The sequence below is a fragment of the Sinorhizobium sp. Y406 genome (genome assembly GCF_058732025.1).
Genome location: NZ_CM178974.1, coordinates 1,867,688 through 1,882,834, shown reverse-complemented (window position 1 = coordinate 1,882,834; position 15,147 = coordinate 1,867,688). Strand labels below are relative to the sequence as shown.

Annotated in this window: 16 protein-coding genes; 5 read left to right on the top strand and 11 right to left on the bottom strand. The window is 61.1% G+C overall.

Annotated features, from left to right (window positions below):
• Position 1: 1 nt before the first annotated feature.
• From AC4P1R_RS09020 to AC4P1R_RS09000, 5 genes are all read right to left on the bottom strand, one after another.
• A complete protein-coding gene (locus AC4P1R_RS09020; RefSeq protein WP_069458227.1) occupies positions 2-637 on the bottom strand; it encodes a TerC family protein in 636 nt (211 codons plus the stop codon).
• Positions 638-851: 214 nt separating this feature from the next.
• Entirely contained in the window at positions 852-1,271 is a 420-nt protein-coding gene (locus tag AC4P1R_RS09015) for a CBS domain-containing protein (protein ID WP_069458228.1), read from the bottom strand.
• Positions 1,272-1,367: 96 nt separating this feature from the next.
• Positions 1,368-2,027 carry a dihydrofolate reductase family protein gene (locus tag AC4P1R_RS09010; RefSeq protein ID WP_069458229.1) on the bottom strand — a complete coding sequence of 220 codons (660 nt, stop codon included), beginning with the start codon at positions 2,025-2,027 and terminating at the stop codon, positions 1,368-1,370.
• Positions 2,028-2,175: 148 nt separating this feature from the next.
• Positions 2,176-3,585 carry an adenylate/guanylate cyclase domain-containing protein gene (locus AC4P1R_RS09005; protein WP_492176668.1) on the bottom strand — a complete coding sequence of 470 codons (1,410 nt, stop codon included), beginning with the start codon at positions 3,583-3,585 and terminating at the stop codon, positions 2,176-2,178.
• A 49-nt stretch (positions 3,586-3,634) separates the two neighbouring features.
• Entirely contained in the window at positions 3,635-4,438 is an 804-nt protein-coding gene (locus AC4P1R_RS09000) for a potassium channel family protein (RefSeq protein WP_492176667.1), read from the bottom strand.
• 224 nt (positions 4,439-4,662) lie between these two features.
• Between AC4P1R_RS09000 and AC4P1R_RS08995 the strand changes: the two genes are divergently transcribed.
• Together AC4P1R_RS08995 and AC4P1R_RS08990 are read left to right on the top strand one after the other, a co-directional pair.
• Complete coding sequence (locus AC4P1R_RS08995; protein WP_069458232.1) at positions 4,663-5,496, top strand: response regulator; 834 nt, start codon at positions 4,663-4,665, stop codon at positions 5,494-5,496.
• Positions 5,497-5,864: 368 nt separating this feature from the next.
• A complete protein-coding gene (locus AC4P1R_RS08990) occupies positions 5,865-7,160 on the top strand; it encodes a GGDEF domain-containing response regulator (protein ID WP_492176665.1) in 1,296 nt (431 codons plus the stop codon).
• Positions 7,161-7,369: 209 nt separating this feature from the next.
• Here the strand turns inward: AC4P1R_RS08990 and AC4P1R_RS08985 are convergent, their stop codons facing one another.
• The 3 genes from AC4P1R_RS08985 to AC4P1R_RS08975 all read right to left on the bottom strand — a co-directional run bounded on the left by AC4P1R_RS08985 (position 7,370) and on the right by AC4P1R_RS08975 (position 10,202).
• Positions 7,370-8,377 carry a GlxA family transcriptional regulator gene (locus tag AC4P1R_RS08985; protein WP_106407832.1) on the bottom strand — a complete coding sequence of 336 codons (1,008 nt, stop codon included), beginning with the start codon at positions 8,375-8,377 and terminating at the stop codon, positions 7,370-7,372.
• Positions 8,378-8,889: 512 nt separating this feature from the next.
• The gene (locus AC4P1R_RS08980; RefSeq protein WP_492176663.1) at positions 8,890-9,732 is read right to left on the bottom strand and encodes a Hint domain-containing protein; all 843 of its coding nucleotides are present in this window, start codon (positions 9,730-9,732) and stop codon (positions 8,890-8,892) included.
• 272 nt (positions 9,733-10,004) lie between these two features.
• Positions 10,005-10,202: a hypothetical protein gene (locus AC4P1R_RS08975; protein ID WP_069458236.1), complete on the bottom strand. Its 198-nt coding sequence runs from the start codon at positions 10,200-10,202 to the stop codon at positions 10,005-10,007.
• Between the two features lie 88 nt (positions 10,203-10,290).
• Here AC4P1R_RS08975 and AC4P1R_RS08970 point away from each other — a divergent pair, with 88 nt between their 5' ends.
• The 3 genes from AC4P1R_RS08970 (at position 10,291) to AC4P1R_RS08960 (ending at position 12,296) form a co-directional block, all read left to right on the top strand.
• The gene (locus AC4P1R_RS08970; RefSeq protein WP_492176662.1) at positions 10,291-10,728 is read left to right on the top strand and encodes a hypothetical protein; all 438 of its coding nucleotides are present in this window, start codon (positions 10,291-10,293) and stop codon (positions 10,726-10,728) included.
• A 61-nt stretch (positions 10,729-10,789) separates the two neighbouring features.
• Positions 10,790-11,680, top strand: coding sequence for a LysR substrate-binding domain-containing protein (locus AC4P1R_RS08965; RefSeq protein WP_069458238.1), 891 nt, complete (start codon positions 10,790-10,792; stop codon positions 11,678-11,680).
• A gap of 160 nt (positions 11,681-11,840) precedes the next feature.
• Positions 11,841-12,296 carry a pyridoxamine 5'-phosphate oxidase family protein gene (locus tag AC4P1R_RS08960; protein ID WP_069458239.1) on the top strand — a complete coding sequence of 152 codons (456 nt, stop codon included), beginning with the start codon at positions 11,841-11,843 and terminating at the stop codon, positions 12,294-12,296.
• A gap of 166 nt (positions 12,297-12,462) precedes the next feature.
• Here the strand turns inward: AC4P1R_RS08960 and AC4P1R_RS08955 are convergent, their stop codons facing one another.
• The 3 genes from AC4P1R_RS08955 to AC4P1R_RS08945 are packed head-to-tail and all read right to left on the bottom strand — an operon-like array spanning position 12,463 to position 15,071.
• Entirely contained in the window at positions 12,463-13,719 is a 1,257-nt protein-coding gene (locus tag AC4P1R_RS08955; protein WP_492176660.1) for a glycerate kinase type-2 family protein, read from the bottom strand.
• Between the two features lie 21 nt (positions 13,720-13,740).
• On the bottom strand, positions 13,741-14,031 hold the full coding sequence (locus AC4P1R_RS08950; protein ID WP_069458241.1) for a muconolactone Delta-isomerase family protein: 291 nt from the start codon (positions 14,029-14,031) through the stop codon (positions 13,741-13,743).
• Entirely contained in the window at positions 14,016-15,071 is a 1,056-nt protein-coding gene (locus tag AC4P1R_RS08945) for a LacI family DNA-binding transcriptional regulator (RefSeq protein ID WP_246231714.1), read from the bottom strand. Before AC4P1R_RS08945 ends, AC4P1R_RS08950 begins: the two co-directional genes overlap by 16 nt.
• Between the last annotated feature and the right edge of the window lie 76 nt (positions 15,072-15,147).

The following is a 15,147-nucleotide window of genomic DNA, read 5'->3' as shown; positions in this document are numbered from 1 at the left end:
ATCAACCGGCGACCAGCGCCTGGGCGGCCGGCATCAGATGCGGCCAGACCTCGAGCGAACCCCGGTAGATCATGTCGAGTGCCACATAGAGGATGATCACCAGGCCGACATAGGCAATCCAGTGATGGCGGCTGAGCAATCTCGCTATGATGTTCGCAGCAACGCCCATCATGCCAATCGAAAGCATCAGGCCGAAGACGAGGATCGTCGTGTGCTCTCGCGCGGCACCAGCCACGGCGAGGACGTTGTCGAGCGACATGGAGATATCGGCAACCACGATCTGGGTCGCTGCCTGGACGAAGGTCTTGCGTGGCGCGGTTGCGCTATCCAGGCCTTGCACATCGCCGTGGCCGCCGGAGCGGATCTCCCGCCACATCTTCCAGCAGACCCAAAGCAGAAGCAGGCCGCCGGCGAGGAGGAGCCCGATGATTGCGAGAAGCTGAACCGTAAAGGTCGCAAGGACGATCCGGAGGGCCGTGGCGGCCAGTATGCCGACCAATATCGCTTTCTTGCGTTGATCAGACGGAAGGCCGGCGGCCGCAAGTCCGATCACCACCGCATTGTCGCCCGCAAGCACAAGGTCGATGACGATGACCTGCAGCAGCGCCAGCAAACCGGCGGACGTGAAGATTTCCATGGCGTGCCCCTCTCCGCGCGCGAAATATCCGCGCGGCTAGAGGCATAGACCGCGACGATCCACTCGATCAAGGGGTTCTGCCGGTCGCCCGCAGTATTCTTGCCGCCGGGAAACCGCAGCGGGAAAGACATCCCGTGCGGCGCAGCTCGGGCGCGCCTACGACGCCGCGTGTTCCCAAAACGCGCGGCGTCGGAGCTAGCTGAGGTGAAGGCGTTCAGGCGTGATGGCCGCTGACCGCCTTCGCCAGTTCGCCGGTGAGTTCCTGACTGGCGCAATGGGAAACATCGCCCAGCGACAGCATGCCGACCATGCGCTTGTCGTCATTGATGACCGGAAGACGTCGAATCTTTTTCGACTCCATCAGGTGAATGGCGTCTTCGACGGATTCGTTGGTGCGGCAATAGACGATCTCCCTCGTCATGACGTCGCGGGCGGTGAGCGAAGAGATGTCATCGCCATTGGCAAAGGCGCGCAACGTAACGTCGCGATCCGTCACCATGCCGATCAGGCGGTCGTTTTCGCCGACGGGCAATGCGCCGATATCCTCCTCCTTCATGATGCGCGCGATGGTACGCAAGTCCGTGTCCGGCCCGATCCAACGAACGCCGGGATGCATGGCTTCTTCGGTTCTCATCATACCCTCCATTTGTCAGCTGAGCGCTCATTATACGCGATAAATCGTGGCTATTCGCGGGTATTCGCATGATCGCAAAGGAAATCTGTCGGCCGCTCAGGTCAGCTTCCGCCGCCGCTCCAGTTCCGCCTCCGTCGGCTGATCGAACTCGAAGGAGCCGGTTACGACCTCGCCGGCGCGGACGTATTTGTTGACCGTTACGCCCGACCCGGAAACACGGGAGCCGACAAGCTTCAACGCCATGGGCTTCGTGCCCTCGCCGAAAAGCCTCTTTCCCCTTCCGAGGATGACCGGAAAGAACGAGACATACATCTCGTCGACGAGGTCGTTCTCAAAGAGCGTCTGCAGGAAATCGGTCGAACCCTGCGTCAGCAGGTTCGGTCCATCCTCGCTTTTGAGCGCTTTCAGTGCGCCGACCACGTCCGCTCCCAACGTCCGGCTGTTCTGCCAGTCGAACTGCCGGTCGGGGTCGCGCGTTGCGACATATTTGGTGATGCGATCGAAGAGAGTGCCGATCGGGTCGTCGGCGCCTGCATAGGGCCAGTGGGCTGCGAATATGTCGTAGGTCTTCCTGCCCAGGAGAAGATCGAAGGGCTCGGCGAACATCTCGTCCACTGCCTGGCCCATCGCCTCGTCGAAATAGGGGGCGGCCCAGCCGCCATATTCGAAGCCGCCGACGGGATCCTCATGCGGACCACCCGGCGCCTGCATGATTCCGTCGAGGCTGGTGAATGCACCAACGACGATCTTGCGCATGGTCGTGTCTCCTTGCTCGCCTTTCATCCAGGACGTTCGGTGGCGGACAATGCCGACAAGGGAGAAACGATTTTACTTCCCGGGTCGAATAATTGGGTGGTGGGTTGCAGGTTGGAACAATCAGCTACAGCGCCGCGCCTTTGCCGCCTTAGGGAATAGCAAAAATGCTGATTTCGTTGGCGATGCCGCGCAGCGCGACGTTATGCGCCATCGGGCTCAGGCCCCGGTCTGAAAGCAGGGTCGCGGCGCGCGGGTCCTTGAGCACGGAGCCGGTGGCGAAGATCTCGCGCGAGGTGGCAAGATGCTGGACGCGTGAGGCGATGTTCACGGTCTGGCCGAAATAGTCCTGCCGCTCATTCAAGCTGACTGCAATGCAGGGCCCTTCGTGGATGCCGATCTTCAGCAGCAGGTCCTCGCTGCCGCGCTCGTCGTTGAGTTCGCGCATCGCGTCGCGCATGCGCATCGCCGCGGCGACCGCGCGGTCCGGCGTCGGGAAGGTCGCCATCACCGCGTCGCCGATCGTCTTGACGACGGCGCCGGCCTCGGCCGCGACGATTTCGTTCAGGACCCGGAAATGTGCCCGCACCAGGTCGAAGGCCGCAAGATCGCCGACGCGCTCGTAGAGTTCGGTCGAGCCGCGAAGGTCGGTAAAGAGGAAGGTGAGGCTGGTGATCTTCAACCGCTGGTCCACGTCGAGCGTGTCGGTGCGATAGATGTCGCGGAACGTCTGGTTGGACAGGAGCCGTTTTGCGGTCAGGAACGGTCGTCGGCTGCCAAGCAGGGCGTGCAGCGCTTCATCGGCTATGCAGACCGACGGCAGGGTGCGCACTTCTGCGTGGTTCTCGAGCTGAATGCGGATCGGACCCGGTTGCAGCTTCAGCGTTTCGGCATGGCGGTGGGAACGGTCGAAGACGAGCGACAGGTTCCGGCGCTCCCGCGTCGGTTCGCCGCTCACGTCAAGAAACTGAGCCGCATGCGTCACCGGCTCGAACACGATGACGAACTTCGACGGAAGCTGCAGCGAGATCACCGCCTTCTCGCCCGGTGGAAGTTCGAGCGCCTCGATCAGGAATTCGTCGACCTTTTCCTCATAGTCCTCCTCCGGCAGGTCGACGCCGGAGCCCCAGTACATCTGGCGGAAGAATTCGATCGCGGGCAATTCGTGCGGGTTATGGGCCTCGATATGGCGCACCCGCGGGCTTACCGTGAAAGTGACCTCGACCATTTCGTCTAGCGTCGGCTCGTAACCCGCAGCACAAAGTGCGCAGGTATATTCGGTGCTCTGCACCGTCCTCAGCGTCGTATTGGCGTCGAGAACTCCGCCGCAGCCGGGGCAGAGCACATTCCAGGAAAGCTCGAAGATGCCAAGCCGCGAGGCCTGCAGGAAGCCCGCGATCGTCTCCTCCTCATCGAGACCTGCGGCGGCTGCAAAGGCGAGCGCGTTGATGCGGCAGAGCTTGCGGTCCGGCGCATCCCGCACAAGCCGCTCGAAGGCTTCGACGACGTGCGGCCTTACCGACTGGCGCAGAACTTCGAATAGAGACTGAGCTTCTCCCATGGCGGCATACTATATCGAAAACGGCGCGCGGTCAGGGGATTTTGATTGCTCAATCGCCTTCGTCCGGAATGTTGAGGAGCTGACCGCAGGCCTTGCAATGGACCGCATCCGCCTCGTGTCGCTGCAATCCGCATTTCGGGCAAGGGAAATTCACCTTGAATGGACGGACGATCACCTGAGCAAGTCTGACGAAAAGCGATATGCCGATGATCATCGTCACCACGGATGTCAGCTTGCCGAGCGTGCCGGGAAGCGTGATATCGCCGAAGCCGGTGGTGGTAATCGTGGCCACGGTGAAATAAAGGGCGTCGACGAATCCTTCTCCGGCCTCGCGTCCATAGAAGAAGGTCGTGTAGACGAACCCCGTCACCATAAACAGAAAGACCAGGAAATTCAGAGAGGCCCGGATGACATCGTGCAAATGCGCCCAGCCGAAACGGCGCAGTATTTCGCAGAGCAGCGGACTGTTCCCGATAGCCCAGAGGCGCATGGCTCGCAGGAATGCGAAATTGAAAAGGACGTCCGGAAACAACAGTGTCCCGAGGATGACCAGGTCGATCCACGTCATGGACCGTTTGATAAAGTTCCGCAGTGACGACGCCGCGACCGCGCGTGCGAGCAATTCGCCGCCGATCCAGGCGGCGATCGTGTAGTCGATGATCAGATAGATGGGGCCGGCCCGCAGGTAGGGACCCAGGAGGAAGAAGGCCAGTATGCTGAGATCGATGAAAGCCAGCAGCGCCTGCCAGCGCAGTGCCCCCTGATCGCGCCCGCGTTCAATGCGCCGGATCGCCACTGACAGCGATTGCAGGTTCGATGAGACGGACCATGGCCGATGATCAATCCTGTCCATGGCCGGGAGATAGGCGTCCGGGTTTGGTGGTCAAGCGGCTGCCGAACAAGGGCGGCGGACCTGCTGCCCGCCAGCAGATCGAGATTGCGATTTGATGTTGTGCCTCAGGACCGGCTTTGACCGCAATCCGCTACCATGCCCGGTTGTCATCCTCTCATTAACAGCCTCTAAAGCCTTTTGCCCCTAGCATGCCTTCGGGGAACACTCTTTCTTGAAGGCGATCAATGTCATTCTTCGGCGTTTCCGGAATGTATTATTCCGGCGAATCCCTGGGCGAGCACCGCATCGTGCTTGCCGAGGATTCCAATCTTTTCTCGTCCATGGTCTCGAAGCGGCTGAAGGAACTGTTCGATATCGACGTGATCGTCTGTCGTGACCTCGAGGAGCTGCAGTTCGCCGTCGAGAACGCATCCTTTCCGCCGGCGCTTGCCATCTCCAATATCAACCTTCCGGGCGCGGAAAACGGCGAGGCGCTCAACTATCTGATCGAGATGAGCGTGCCGACGATCGTCTTCACCGGCTCGTTCCAGGAGAGTACCCGCGAGGCGATCCTGGCAAAGGATATCGTCGACTACGTCATCAAGGACAGTGTCTTTGCCGTCGACATGCTGGCGGAATCGGTCTGTCGGTTCCTGACCAATCAGAAGCACCACGTGCTGATCGTCGACGACAGCCCGACAGCGCGTGCGCTGCTCACGACGCAGTTGAAACGTTACAATTTCCGCACGAGCGCCGCCGAAAACGGTGCGGTCGCGCTCGGGATCCTGAAGAACAATCCGGATATCGCCCTCGTCATCACCGACTACAACATGCCGGACATCGACGGATTCGAACTGACGCGCCGCATCCGGGCCGCCCGCGGGCCACACCAGTTGCGCATCATCGGCGTTTCCTCGTCCACCAATCGGCTGCTTTCCGCACGCTTCCTCAAAGCCGGGGGTAATGATTTCGTTGTTCGCCCCTTCGTTAATGAGGAGTTCTATTGTCGCGTCAACCAGAACCTCGACACGTTGACGAAGATCAGGACGCTGAACGAGAAGGCGAAGATTTCCGCCTGAACCCTCTCCGAAACGTCTGCTTGCAGGGGAATTTCATGGCTTTTGGTTGATCCATTAACGGAATTGCAACCGAAGGGTTCTTCAATTGCGGAAGAGAATTGGAATACCCGGTCGGTGCCGTCTGTCGAAGCACGGCTTCTGCGAGCGGCGCCGACCGGCGCACTTGCATATCCGGAGCTCATTCAGAGCCACGGCTTGACGGCCACCTGCTTCCTTCCCGTTCGACGGGAAGGAAGCAGGTGGCCGTCAGGCCGGATGAACGGTAAAGATTTGCCGGAGGGCGATGCGCGCGCTCGCGTTCGTCACCAGCAGGGGTGGAGGGTGCAGGAATCGTGAGATTGCGCCGCGCGTCGAGACGGGCGACTTATGTGCAGAAGCACCGCGACAAGCGACTGCTGCTCATCGAGGATTCGCGGATGTTCGCCACCGCCCTGAAATACGGGCTGGAGCTAACGCACGGCATCAACATCACCCATTGCGCCTCGTTAAACACTGCCCGGGCGGAAATGGCGGCCGCCGGGGATTCGCCCTTCGCGCTCTCCGTCCTCGATCTCAACCTGCCGGATGCGCCGAATTGCCAGGCGCTTGACTTCGTTCTCGAAAACCGGGTGCCCGCCATCGTCTTCACTGCGGCGTTCAATGACGACACCCGCGATGAGATCCTGGCAAGGGGCGTCATAGATTGCATCATCAAGAACGAGCCTGGATCGATCGACCGCCTGCTCACGTCTGTCGACAGGGCATTGACGAACGGCCGGATCACCGTGCTGCTCGTCGACCCCAGCAAGGACTCGCGCACCGAACTGACCGGCATCCTGCGCAGACAGCGGCTGTCGGTGATCGAGGCGTCCGAGGCGTCCGAGGCGATGCAGGTCCTGGATCAGGGCGAGGCCATCGACGTCATTGTCATCGATGCGGAAAGCGCCGACATGGAGCCGGCGGCCTTGCTCGAAGAGCTTCGTAGGCGCCAGGGGGAGGACAGCGTGCCGGTGATCGGCCTGTGCGAACACGGCGACGCACGCTCAGCGGCGCGCTTCATCGAGGCGGGTGGAGCAGACTTCATCCGCAAACCGTTTCTCGAGGCGGAGTTCTGTGGGCGTGTGCGCCACGCCGCGACGCTGCAGCAGCGCATTCAGGGGCTGAGGCGCGCCGCGGCAAGCGATTATCTGACCGAGATATTCAATCGGCGTCATTTCTTCGTCACGGGCCCGCGTCTCGTCGATCAATGCCTGCGACGCGGCGAGGGAACGTCGATCGCCGTGCTCGATATCGACCACTTCAAGCGTCTGAACGATACCTATGGCCACGAGATCGGCGATGTGGTGCTGAAGCATGTAGCACGGCGGCTGAAGGCGCTGGTGGGCGAGGAGCATCTGCTTGCCCGCCTCGGCGGCGAGGAATTCGGCATCCTCTTCGACGGGCTGGACGTCCACCAGGCATTCGCCTTTTGCGAGCGGGTAAGGGTGGAATTGGCGAAGTCCAAGATCGTCGTCGACGACGACGACTTGACGATCACGGTCTCGATCGGACTGGCGACCGTAGAGGCGCCCGAATCCTTCGAGAACTATCTGCACGCTGCCGACCAGTTCCTTTACATGGCAAAGCATGCAGGGCGGAACCGCGTGATGTCGGAACTGACGCTGCTCGACGCGCTGGCCTCCTGAACGGATCGGCGGGACGCGCCGACGAACTCATCGTGAATCTGAATAAAATGCCGGCTGGCGCATCGGCCCCAAAACCGTACCCGCTTTCGGAAAGCTCGACGCGCCGATTGAAAGCGTTCGCCGTAAAGCGCGGCATCTTCAACCGGGTCCGGTCAGCGATCATAGCCTCGGTTCCCGGAGAGCCGGCACGAGGCGAGCGGATCGAGGCTCTACCGGGCGGCCATCTGCAGCGTCAGCTTGCGTTCGGCGCGCTCCTGCTGCGGCGATCGATTGTAGAGCTCGCGATAACATTTGGAGAAGTGCGAGGCGGAGACGAAGCCACAGGCGACGGCCACTTCGACGACCGGCATCGACGACTGGATCAAGAGGTGGCGGGCGCGGTCGAGGCGGATTTCTAGGTAGTAGCGGGCGGGAGAGCGTCCCATCTCCTGGCGGAACAGCCGCTCGATCTGGCGTCGGGAGAGGTCGGCGCTTTCGGCAATTTCCACCAGCGAGAGCGGCTCGGCGAGGTTGGCTTCCATCAGTTCGATAATCGAGAGCACCTTGGTGTTCTGTACCCCGAGGCGCGCGCGAAGCGGAAGCCGCTGGCGATCGTGCGGCCCGCGCACGCGGTCCGTCAGCGCCTGCTCGCAGACACGGTTGACGAGGTTCTCGCCAAAATCCTGATCGATCAGGTTCAGCATCATGTCGAGCGAGGCGGTGCCGCCGGCACAGGTATAAATATTGCTGTCGATCTCGTAGAGATCGGCAAAGACATCCGCCTGGGGAAAGCTTTCGGAAAAGCCGGGCAGGTTCTCCCAATGGATGGCGCATCGCTTGCCAGTGAGCAGGCCGGCAGAAGCCAGCACGTGGGCGCCGGTACAGAGGCTGCCGACGGCGATGCCGCGATTGTAGACTTCGCGCAGCCACGCATTGACGGACTTGTTCTGAAACTCTTCGACATAGACGCCGGAGCAAACGAGGACCATCGAGGGGCGGCCCTCGCCGCCGAGCGCCTTGCGCTCTTCGGCCAGCGACGTGTTGACTTCAAGGGCGATGCCGGCGGAGGAAACGACCTTCTGGCCATCGGTCGAGGCCAGGCGCCAGCTATAGGCGTCGTAGCCGAGCATCCGATTGGCGATGCGCAGCGTTTCTATCGCCGCCGAAAAGGGCAGCATGGAGAAATTCGGTACCAGGAAGAATACGAGCGATCGCTTTTTGATCAGGGGCTTGTTCATGAGAATTCCCATCCTGGACGCGGTATCTATTCGTCGCTTTTAATATAACAGTCGGCTTGCCGATTTGCGACGTCGGCGAAGACAGGCGCGACTGGGAAAATTCGCGATCCGATATCGCAGCGACGAAGCTGCGCGCGCTGAATTGGGCAAATGTATGGAGAGCGACGCGATGCCGGCCGTTATGGCGCAATCTGGCAACCGCCGTCGAAGGGTGCCAAGGACGGGCAGTCGCGGTTCGGTTGTAGGCTTTGCTGATTGCGCCCCTGGAGCCGATGGCGGAGGAGTCGATATTTGAACAAGCAGCGCACGACGCTCCATCGAGCGCTACAGCGCCGCGCGTCATTTCAGACGCGCAAAGGTCGCTGTAACTCTTTGAACTTGCGCATCGAGCTTTCCGAAAATCGGGTACGATTTTCGGGCCGATGCGCTATGCCGAAGGAGCGGCTGCATTTTCGCGAGGCGCGCGGGTATGGGCGAACTGCGGCGCTGCGTCAACGAGGCATCGACCAGGCTCAGCGGAGGAGCTTCTCGCCTCGTGCCGCGATGCGACTGCAGGCGTTCTCGAGCGGGGATATCGTTCGTGGGCCGCCCACCGCCAGATGTAGAAGCGCCTTCAGGTGTTCCCTGCCGCCATAGCCGACGTAGGGCGCAAAAGGCGTCATGAAGGCAAAGCGATCGGCAGGATAGAGGCGCGCGAATTCGGCGAAATTGGTGAAGGTCTCATAGCTGGCCGTTTCGAGCAGGAAACTCTCGACTGGTGCGCCCTCCGCCAGAAGCACCTGATGGGAATCGAGCATGATGTGAAAGTATTCGAGCCTGTCCCAGTCGGTGGGCTGCACCCGCGTAATCGACGTGCCGTTGACCAGGTCTTGCGCCCGGACGAGCATCCCGTCGATCAGAAGCGCGTGGCGAGCACTGAGGTAGAGGTCGTTGCGAGGAGACTCATCGTTCAGTGCGTGGCGGGCGATGCGGATCGGCGCGACGTCCTTGCTCCAGGTCGGCGCCGTCCGCCGGTACAGGTGGCGACCGATCCATTTGATGGGCAAGGCCACGCCGTTTACGGTCTCGACAAGATCGCCGATGCGGAGTTCCTCGATCGGGACTTCGCCCTTTGGCGTCCTGATCGCGGTGCCGCGGAGCAGGCACATGGGATCGTTCTTGCCGCGGCCGTGCCCATAACCCCGACCGGGATGGTCGAGCTTCCACCATGCTCTCCCGCCTGCCTCGCTCTTCGAGGGAAGCGCCGCACCGACAAGCGAGCCCATCGCCACAACCCTGGCGGCGGCCGCCGCCGCGAAGCCAAGGAAATGGCGCCGCGCCTGGTTCACCCTTGCACGCCTCTCTCCTTCGGGCATCGCGCTTTCTCCCTATTTTTCGAACAGTTGCTCGGCTAGATTGTGGCAGATCGTGCGGGGGGACGCTTAGTTCGACAACCGGCTATCCAGCTGCTCCCTTGAATGAAGGTGGCGATACCTCGCGAGGCGTAGATGCAGTACCATCGTGCCGGCGATCGGAGGCCGGCGGACTAGGCGGTCCACAATAAAGGAATGGCATCCCACCCGGTGGAATGCCATCCAGGGGATCGCTACGTGGTCAATGCCGGGAGGTTGGCATTCGGCGGCGCTGTTCATTGTTCCGTTTTATGAGCCACGTCGTCGACGGCAGGGAAGCCGATGTCCTTCAGCGTATCGTAGGAGAGGTTTTCCAGTGCGCGCTCATTGCGGTGCCGCTTCCAGGCGGCCCATGCGCGTGCACGCAGGTTGAACAGACCGGGCAGCGCCGAAAGGCTCTGGCTCGACGACGATGAATGCTGGTTCATAGACATTGCTGGTATCCTTCTGAGCTTTTCAAAAGGTCGCGACCATGATGGCTGTATGACGCAACCCAATTTATCAATCAAACGAATATGTTTGATGTTTTCCATCAAACAACGTGATTGGTTGCCGCTCCACGAGAATGGTTCTAGCCGACGGCATGGCTATTTTCTGTTCCGCATGGAACAGGTCATTTCGGGCCCATGCCGGCAGTTTCGCCAATTGCCGGCAGGTTTCCACCCGATTCCTGTCGATCTTGGCGGCGCGCCTTTCGGCGGCGATCCGTTCGATGATGAGCTGCGCCCGAGACAGCATGAGCAGCAGGAAATCGTCGTCTCCGCGGGGCCTCGGCGCGGCGCCTCCGACGCGAGGGGACCCGCTCGCCAGCGCGCGTGCGGAGGCGACACCAATTGCGTGCCGGGCGGAGGTTGCGGCATTGTCGATTGCCAGCGTCAGAGCGGCCATGCCTTTTTCCTTTCGTTGCGTTGCCGGCGGCACTTCCGCCTGCCTTGCCGCTTGACTATCACGCCGCGGTGATGTTCAATCAAACGAAATAGAGTAAAGCTATCTATCAGATTTTCTGAATAAGGATGCCGCCATGAACGTGATGCTGCGTCACGCGCTTCCACTGCTCGAGATGGATGTGCTCAAGACCTTTGTCGCCATCGCCGAGACGGGCAATTTCACCACGGCTGCGGAGGCCGTCTATCGCACGCCGTCGGCGGTTTCGATGCAGATCAAGAAGCTAGAGGAAACTCTGGGCTGTACGCTTTTCCTGCGCGACGCGCGCTCGGTGTCGCTGACGCCGAAGGGCGAACTCCTGCTCGGCTTCGCCCGGCGCTTGCTCTCGCTCAACAACGAGACGGTGTCGCGCTTTCTCATGCCCGACATGAACGGCGTGGTGCGGGTCGGTGCGCCGGAGGACGTCGGCGAGCGGATCCTGCCGGACGTGCTGAAACGCTTTGCCGAGAGTTACCCGAATGTGACGGTCGACGTTTCGATCGGCATGAGCAATGCCATGCGCAAACGCGTCGACGAGCACCGGCTGGATCTTGCGATATACAACAGTCTTACCGACGACGCGGCCAGGGACGGCGAAACCCTGATGCAGGAGAAGCTGGTTTGGGCCGGCGCCAAGTGCGGCAACGCGCATCTGCGCGATCCGCTGCCGGTCTCGATGTGGGAGGACGGTTGCGTGTGGCGAGCCGATGCCGTCGAGAAGCTTTCGCGGGCCGGGCGCAAATTCCGCGTTGCATTCCTGAGCGCCTACACGACCGGGCAGCGGGCGGCGGTGCTTGCCGGGCTGGCGATTGCGCCACTGCCGCGCTATCTGGTGCAGGGCCAGATGATTCCACTCGGCGAGCAGGACGGTTTGCCGGATCTCGGCCACTACAATATCGGCATGAAGGTGATCGAGGATGCGCCGGCACCGGTGCTGGCGGTCGCGGAGCATGTGCGCGCCGCATTTGCAGAACTGCAGATGCTATAGGGAGGGCAGGGCGTCTTGTCCAGCCAATCGACGGTTATGGGGCGGCCTGAGCGCAATCCATGCCGCCGACACGGAAAGTCCATTGACGCGCATCAATGCCGATTCGACGCGGCTTCCGTAGCATGGGAGCCTGAATGTCACGCGGCCAGGGAGACGCCAGGTGGACAATGCGATCAGAAAGAAGATCCTGAGCTTGTTGGATCAACACCGGATCATGACGATCGCCACGCTGAGGCCAGACGGCTGGCCGCAGGCGACAACGGTCGGTTATGTCAACGAGGGCCTTACACTTTACTTCCTCTGCGGCCTGGACAGCCAAAAGGCGACCAATCTGGCGCAAGATGACCGGGTGTCGCTGACGATCGACCATGATACATCGGACTTGATGGCGATCACGGGGCTGTCCATGGCAGCGCGCGCGCAAGCGGTGGTCGATCGGACCGAAGCGGAAAAGGTCTTGCGCATGTTGCCGCTGAAGTATCCCGAGCAGGTCTCGCTGCCGGTGCCGATGCCGACCCCGCAGGACGTCCGCATATTCCGCATAACGCCGACGGTCATCTCCGTGCTCGACTACTCGAAGGGCTTCGGACATGCGGACCTTGTCACGGACCTGTAAAGCCCGTCTTGCGCCGGCATAGCTGTCACCGATAGATAGCCAGTCTTCTTGCCCAATTGGTGGCGAACCTGGTACCGGAAACGGAATACCGCTCTCGACCCAGAGCGGTCGGCGGCATCCCACCAGGAATGGCACGGTTCGGCCCTAAGCGTTCATCGAGGCCCATCTATTGTATAAGGATCGCCCGGAAGTCGTTGACGTTCGTTCCGGTTGGCCCGGGGACAAAAAGTGACCCGGCAGCATCGAACGCGCTCCAGGCATCATTGCCTTCAAGCATTGATTGCGCGGTCTTGCCCAAGCTCGTCATTACACCGACTGATCTGCCGTCCGCGAAGGCCCCCGCATTGTCCTCGCTCCCATCGATGCCATCGGTATCGGCCGCCAATGCGGTGATTCCATCCAACCCCTCGATCGCGATGGCGAACGCCAGAAGAAACTCTGTGTTGCGGCCCCCTTTGCCCTTGCCACGAAGCGTGACCGTTGTCTCGCCACCAGATAGAATAACAACGGGCTTTCGAAAGGGTCGGTTTCGCATTGCGATCTCGCGCGCAATCGAAGCATGGACGCCGCCCACAAGGCTTGCCTCGCCTTCGATCGAGTCCGAGAGAATGGCAGCTTCGACGCCGTGATTCCGCGCAAACTCGGCTGCAGCTTCCAAGGATTTGCCAGCCGAGGCGATAACGTGCGTCAGGTTGCGACTGAACCTTTCGTCGCCGGGAGACGGTGGCACCGGGGCATGCTCCAGATGCTTTCGCATATTGGCGGGTAGCTCGATTCTATATCTTGCGATCGCGTCGATGGCGTCTTGGCGTGCAGTAGAATCCGCTATCGTCGGACCCGAGGACACCAATGATGCGATGTCGCCGGGAATGTCGGAGACGACAAGCGACACCACGGTCGCCGGGTAGGCCGCGAGAGCCAAACGTCCGCCTTTGATCTTCGAAAACTGCTTGCGGATCGAGTTCATGGCGGCGATCGGCGCGCCAGACCTCAAGAGTTCCCTGTTTAGCGCGATCTCGTCCTCAAGCGTGAGGCCGTCGGCAGGCGCGGGTAGAAGCGCTGAGCCGCCTCCACAAATCAGACTGATCACCAAGTCATCGGCGGAGAGGTCGGCGACGCGCTCGAAGAGCCTCATTGACGCGCGCAGGCCCGCCTCGTCCGGCACGGGATGAGAAGCTTCCAGAACCTCGATCCGTTCGCACGGCACGGCGTACCCATATCGAGTCACAACGGTCCCTTCGATGAGACCGTCCCACGCCTTTTCGAGCGCCCGAGCGAGTTGGGCTACCCCTTTGCCCGCGCCAACGACAATCGTGCGCCCTTTTGGCCGCTGGGGAAGGTGGGCATTGATCGCATGTTCGGCGTCAGCCGCCTGCACCGCAGCGTTGAACAACGACACCAGGAACTCTCTGGGATTTTCCATTTCACCCTTCACGATGTGCGGTTAGACGGTTTGGAGAGCGAAGCCCACGTAGGGCTTCAGCGGGATGATGTCGAACTCGATCATTCCAGCCTCGGCCAACGGCAGGGTGGAGAGGTGGGAGCGAGCCTCGTCAAGACTGGCCGCCTCGACGATCTGGCAAGCGCCCGGCTGGTCGCAGCGATGCCATATCTGTCGGGTGAATCCGATGCTGTAGAGGTATCTCGCACGGGCCCCTTCCAAGGGAACGATCGGCTCGAAGTCCGCGTCGCTGAACTTTTCGATCAGCCGCCGGGAGATCACGAGAAACTGCATCGCTGCGCCTCAATCGGCTTGCGAGGAGCCGTGCTTGCTCTCACCACTAGCTTCAACGATAGCTCGCGCTGCCGCATGTGTTGGCGTTGCAGAGGCGTCGCGAGAAGGTATTCGGCGGCGATCGTCCCCATGTCTCTGGCCGGAACCTCGATCGTCGTCAGTTCGGGGTGGGTGAGTTCCGCGATCTCGAGATTGTCGAACCCGAACACCGACACGTCTTCTGGAACCCGGATGCCTTCGGCGTGGCAATATTTGATAGCGCCGGCCGCGATGATGTCGCTGCCGCAAAAAACGGCCGAAGGCGGATTCGGTCCGGTCATCAGCTTCCGCATCGAGTCGCGCCCGCCCTCGATCTTGTAAGCTGACTCGGTGACCGTGATGTTGTCGTTGGCCAGCCCCTGTCGTTTCAATTCGCCAAGAAACCCGTCGCGTCTCGCCGAGGCGCGATCGTTGTTCTCGGTTATGCCCGCGATCATGCCGAGCTGGGTGTGGCCGAGATCGACCAGATAACGCGCCGCCATAGCTCCGGCCTTGACATTGTCGAAGCCGATCGCAGCGCCGATATCGGTTGCCAGCGACGTATAGGTGAACACGTATGCGATGTTTCTCTGTTCCAGCATCGCCAGAGTCTCCGGGCGATGCACCGAGCCGACGAGGACGACGGACTCCACGCCGCGCTCGACGAGAAGCTTGGCCTGCTCGAATTCGATGTCGATGTCATACATGGAGGTGTTGATGATGACCGAGACGTCCTTCTCCGACAGTCGCGCCTGAAGGCTGTTGACCATCGTCGCATAGATGGCGTGGTCGAGCGTCGGGATGATGGCTCCGACCGTCCGGGTCTTCGTGGAGCGCAAAGCTCGCGCGGAGCCGTTCGGCACGTAGCCCAACTGGGCGGCGGCCTTGACGACGCGGTCGCGGACTTTGACATCGACTTTGGGGTTGTTGTTGAGCACCCGTGAAACGGTAGCCGGAGAGCAGCCTGCCAGCCGTGCGACATCGACCAGCTTAGTGTCCGTACGATCGTTATCCAAGACCACCAAAAGCCTCTCGTGAAAATCCATGAAAACGATTTATCGCATGATGCAGCGACAAAATCAATTGTTTTCGCAGTTG

Coding starts and splice junctions, on each gene's coding strand:
- AC4P1R_RS09015 (WP_069458228.1), bottom strand. CDS start 1,271: ATGAGAACCGAAGAAGCCATGCATCCCGGCGTTCGTTGGATCGGGCCG.
- AC4P1R_RS09010 (WP_069458229.1), bottom strand. CDS start 2,027: ATGCGCAAGATCGTCGTTGGTGCATTCACCAGCCTCGACGGAATCATG.
- AC4P1R_RS09000 (WP_492176667.1), bottom strand. CDS start 4,438: ATGGACAGGATTGATCATCGGCCATGGTCCGTCTCATCGAACCTGCAA.
- AC4P1R_RS08965 (WP_069458238.1), top strand. CDS start 10,790: ATGAACGTGATGCTGCGTCACGCGCTTCCACTGCTCGAGATGGATGTG.
- AC4P1R_RS08975 (WP_069458236.1), bottom strand. CDS start 10,202: ATGTCTATGAACCAGCATTCATCGTCGTCGAGCCAGAGCCTTTCGGCG.
- AC4P1R_RS08985 (WP_106407832.1), bottom strand. CDS start 8,377: ATGAACAAGCCCCTGATCAAAAAGCGATCGCTCGTATTCTTCCTGGTA.
- AC4P1R_RS08995 (WP_069458232.1), top strand. CDS start 4,663: ATGTCATTCTTCGGCGTTTCCGGAATGTATTATTCCGGCGAATCCCTG.
- AC4P1R_RS09020 (WP_069458227.1), bottom strand. CDS start 637: ATGGAAATCTTCACGTCCGCCGGTTTGCTGGCGCTGCTGCAGGTCATC.
- AC4P1R_RS09005 (WP_492176668.1), bottom strand. CDS start 3,585: ATGGGAGAAGCTCAGTCTCTATTCGAAGTTCTGCGCCAGTCGGTAAGG.
- AC4P1R_RS08950 (WP_069458241.1), bottom strand. CDS start 14,031: ATGCAGTTTCTCGTGATCTCCCGGCGGCTGATCGAAAAGTTCAGCGAC.
- AC4P1R_RS08980 (WP_492176663.1), bottom strand. CDS start 9,732: ATGCCCGAAGGAGAGAGGCGTGCAAGGGTGAACCAGGCGCGGCGCCAT.
- AC4P1R_RS08970 (WP_492176662.1), top strand. CDS start 10,291: ATGTTTTCCATCAAACAACGTGATTGGTTGCCGCTCCACGAGAATGGT.
- AC4P1R_RS08955 (WP_492176660.1), bottom strand. CDS start 13,719: ATGGAAAATCCCAGAGAGTTCCTGGTGTCGTTGTTCAACGCTGCGGTG.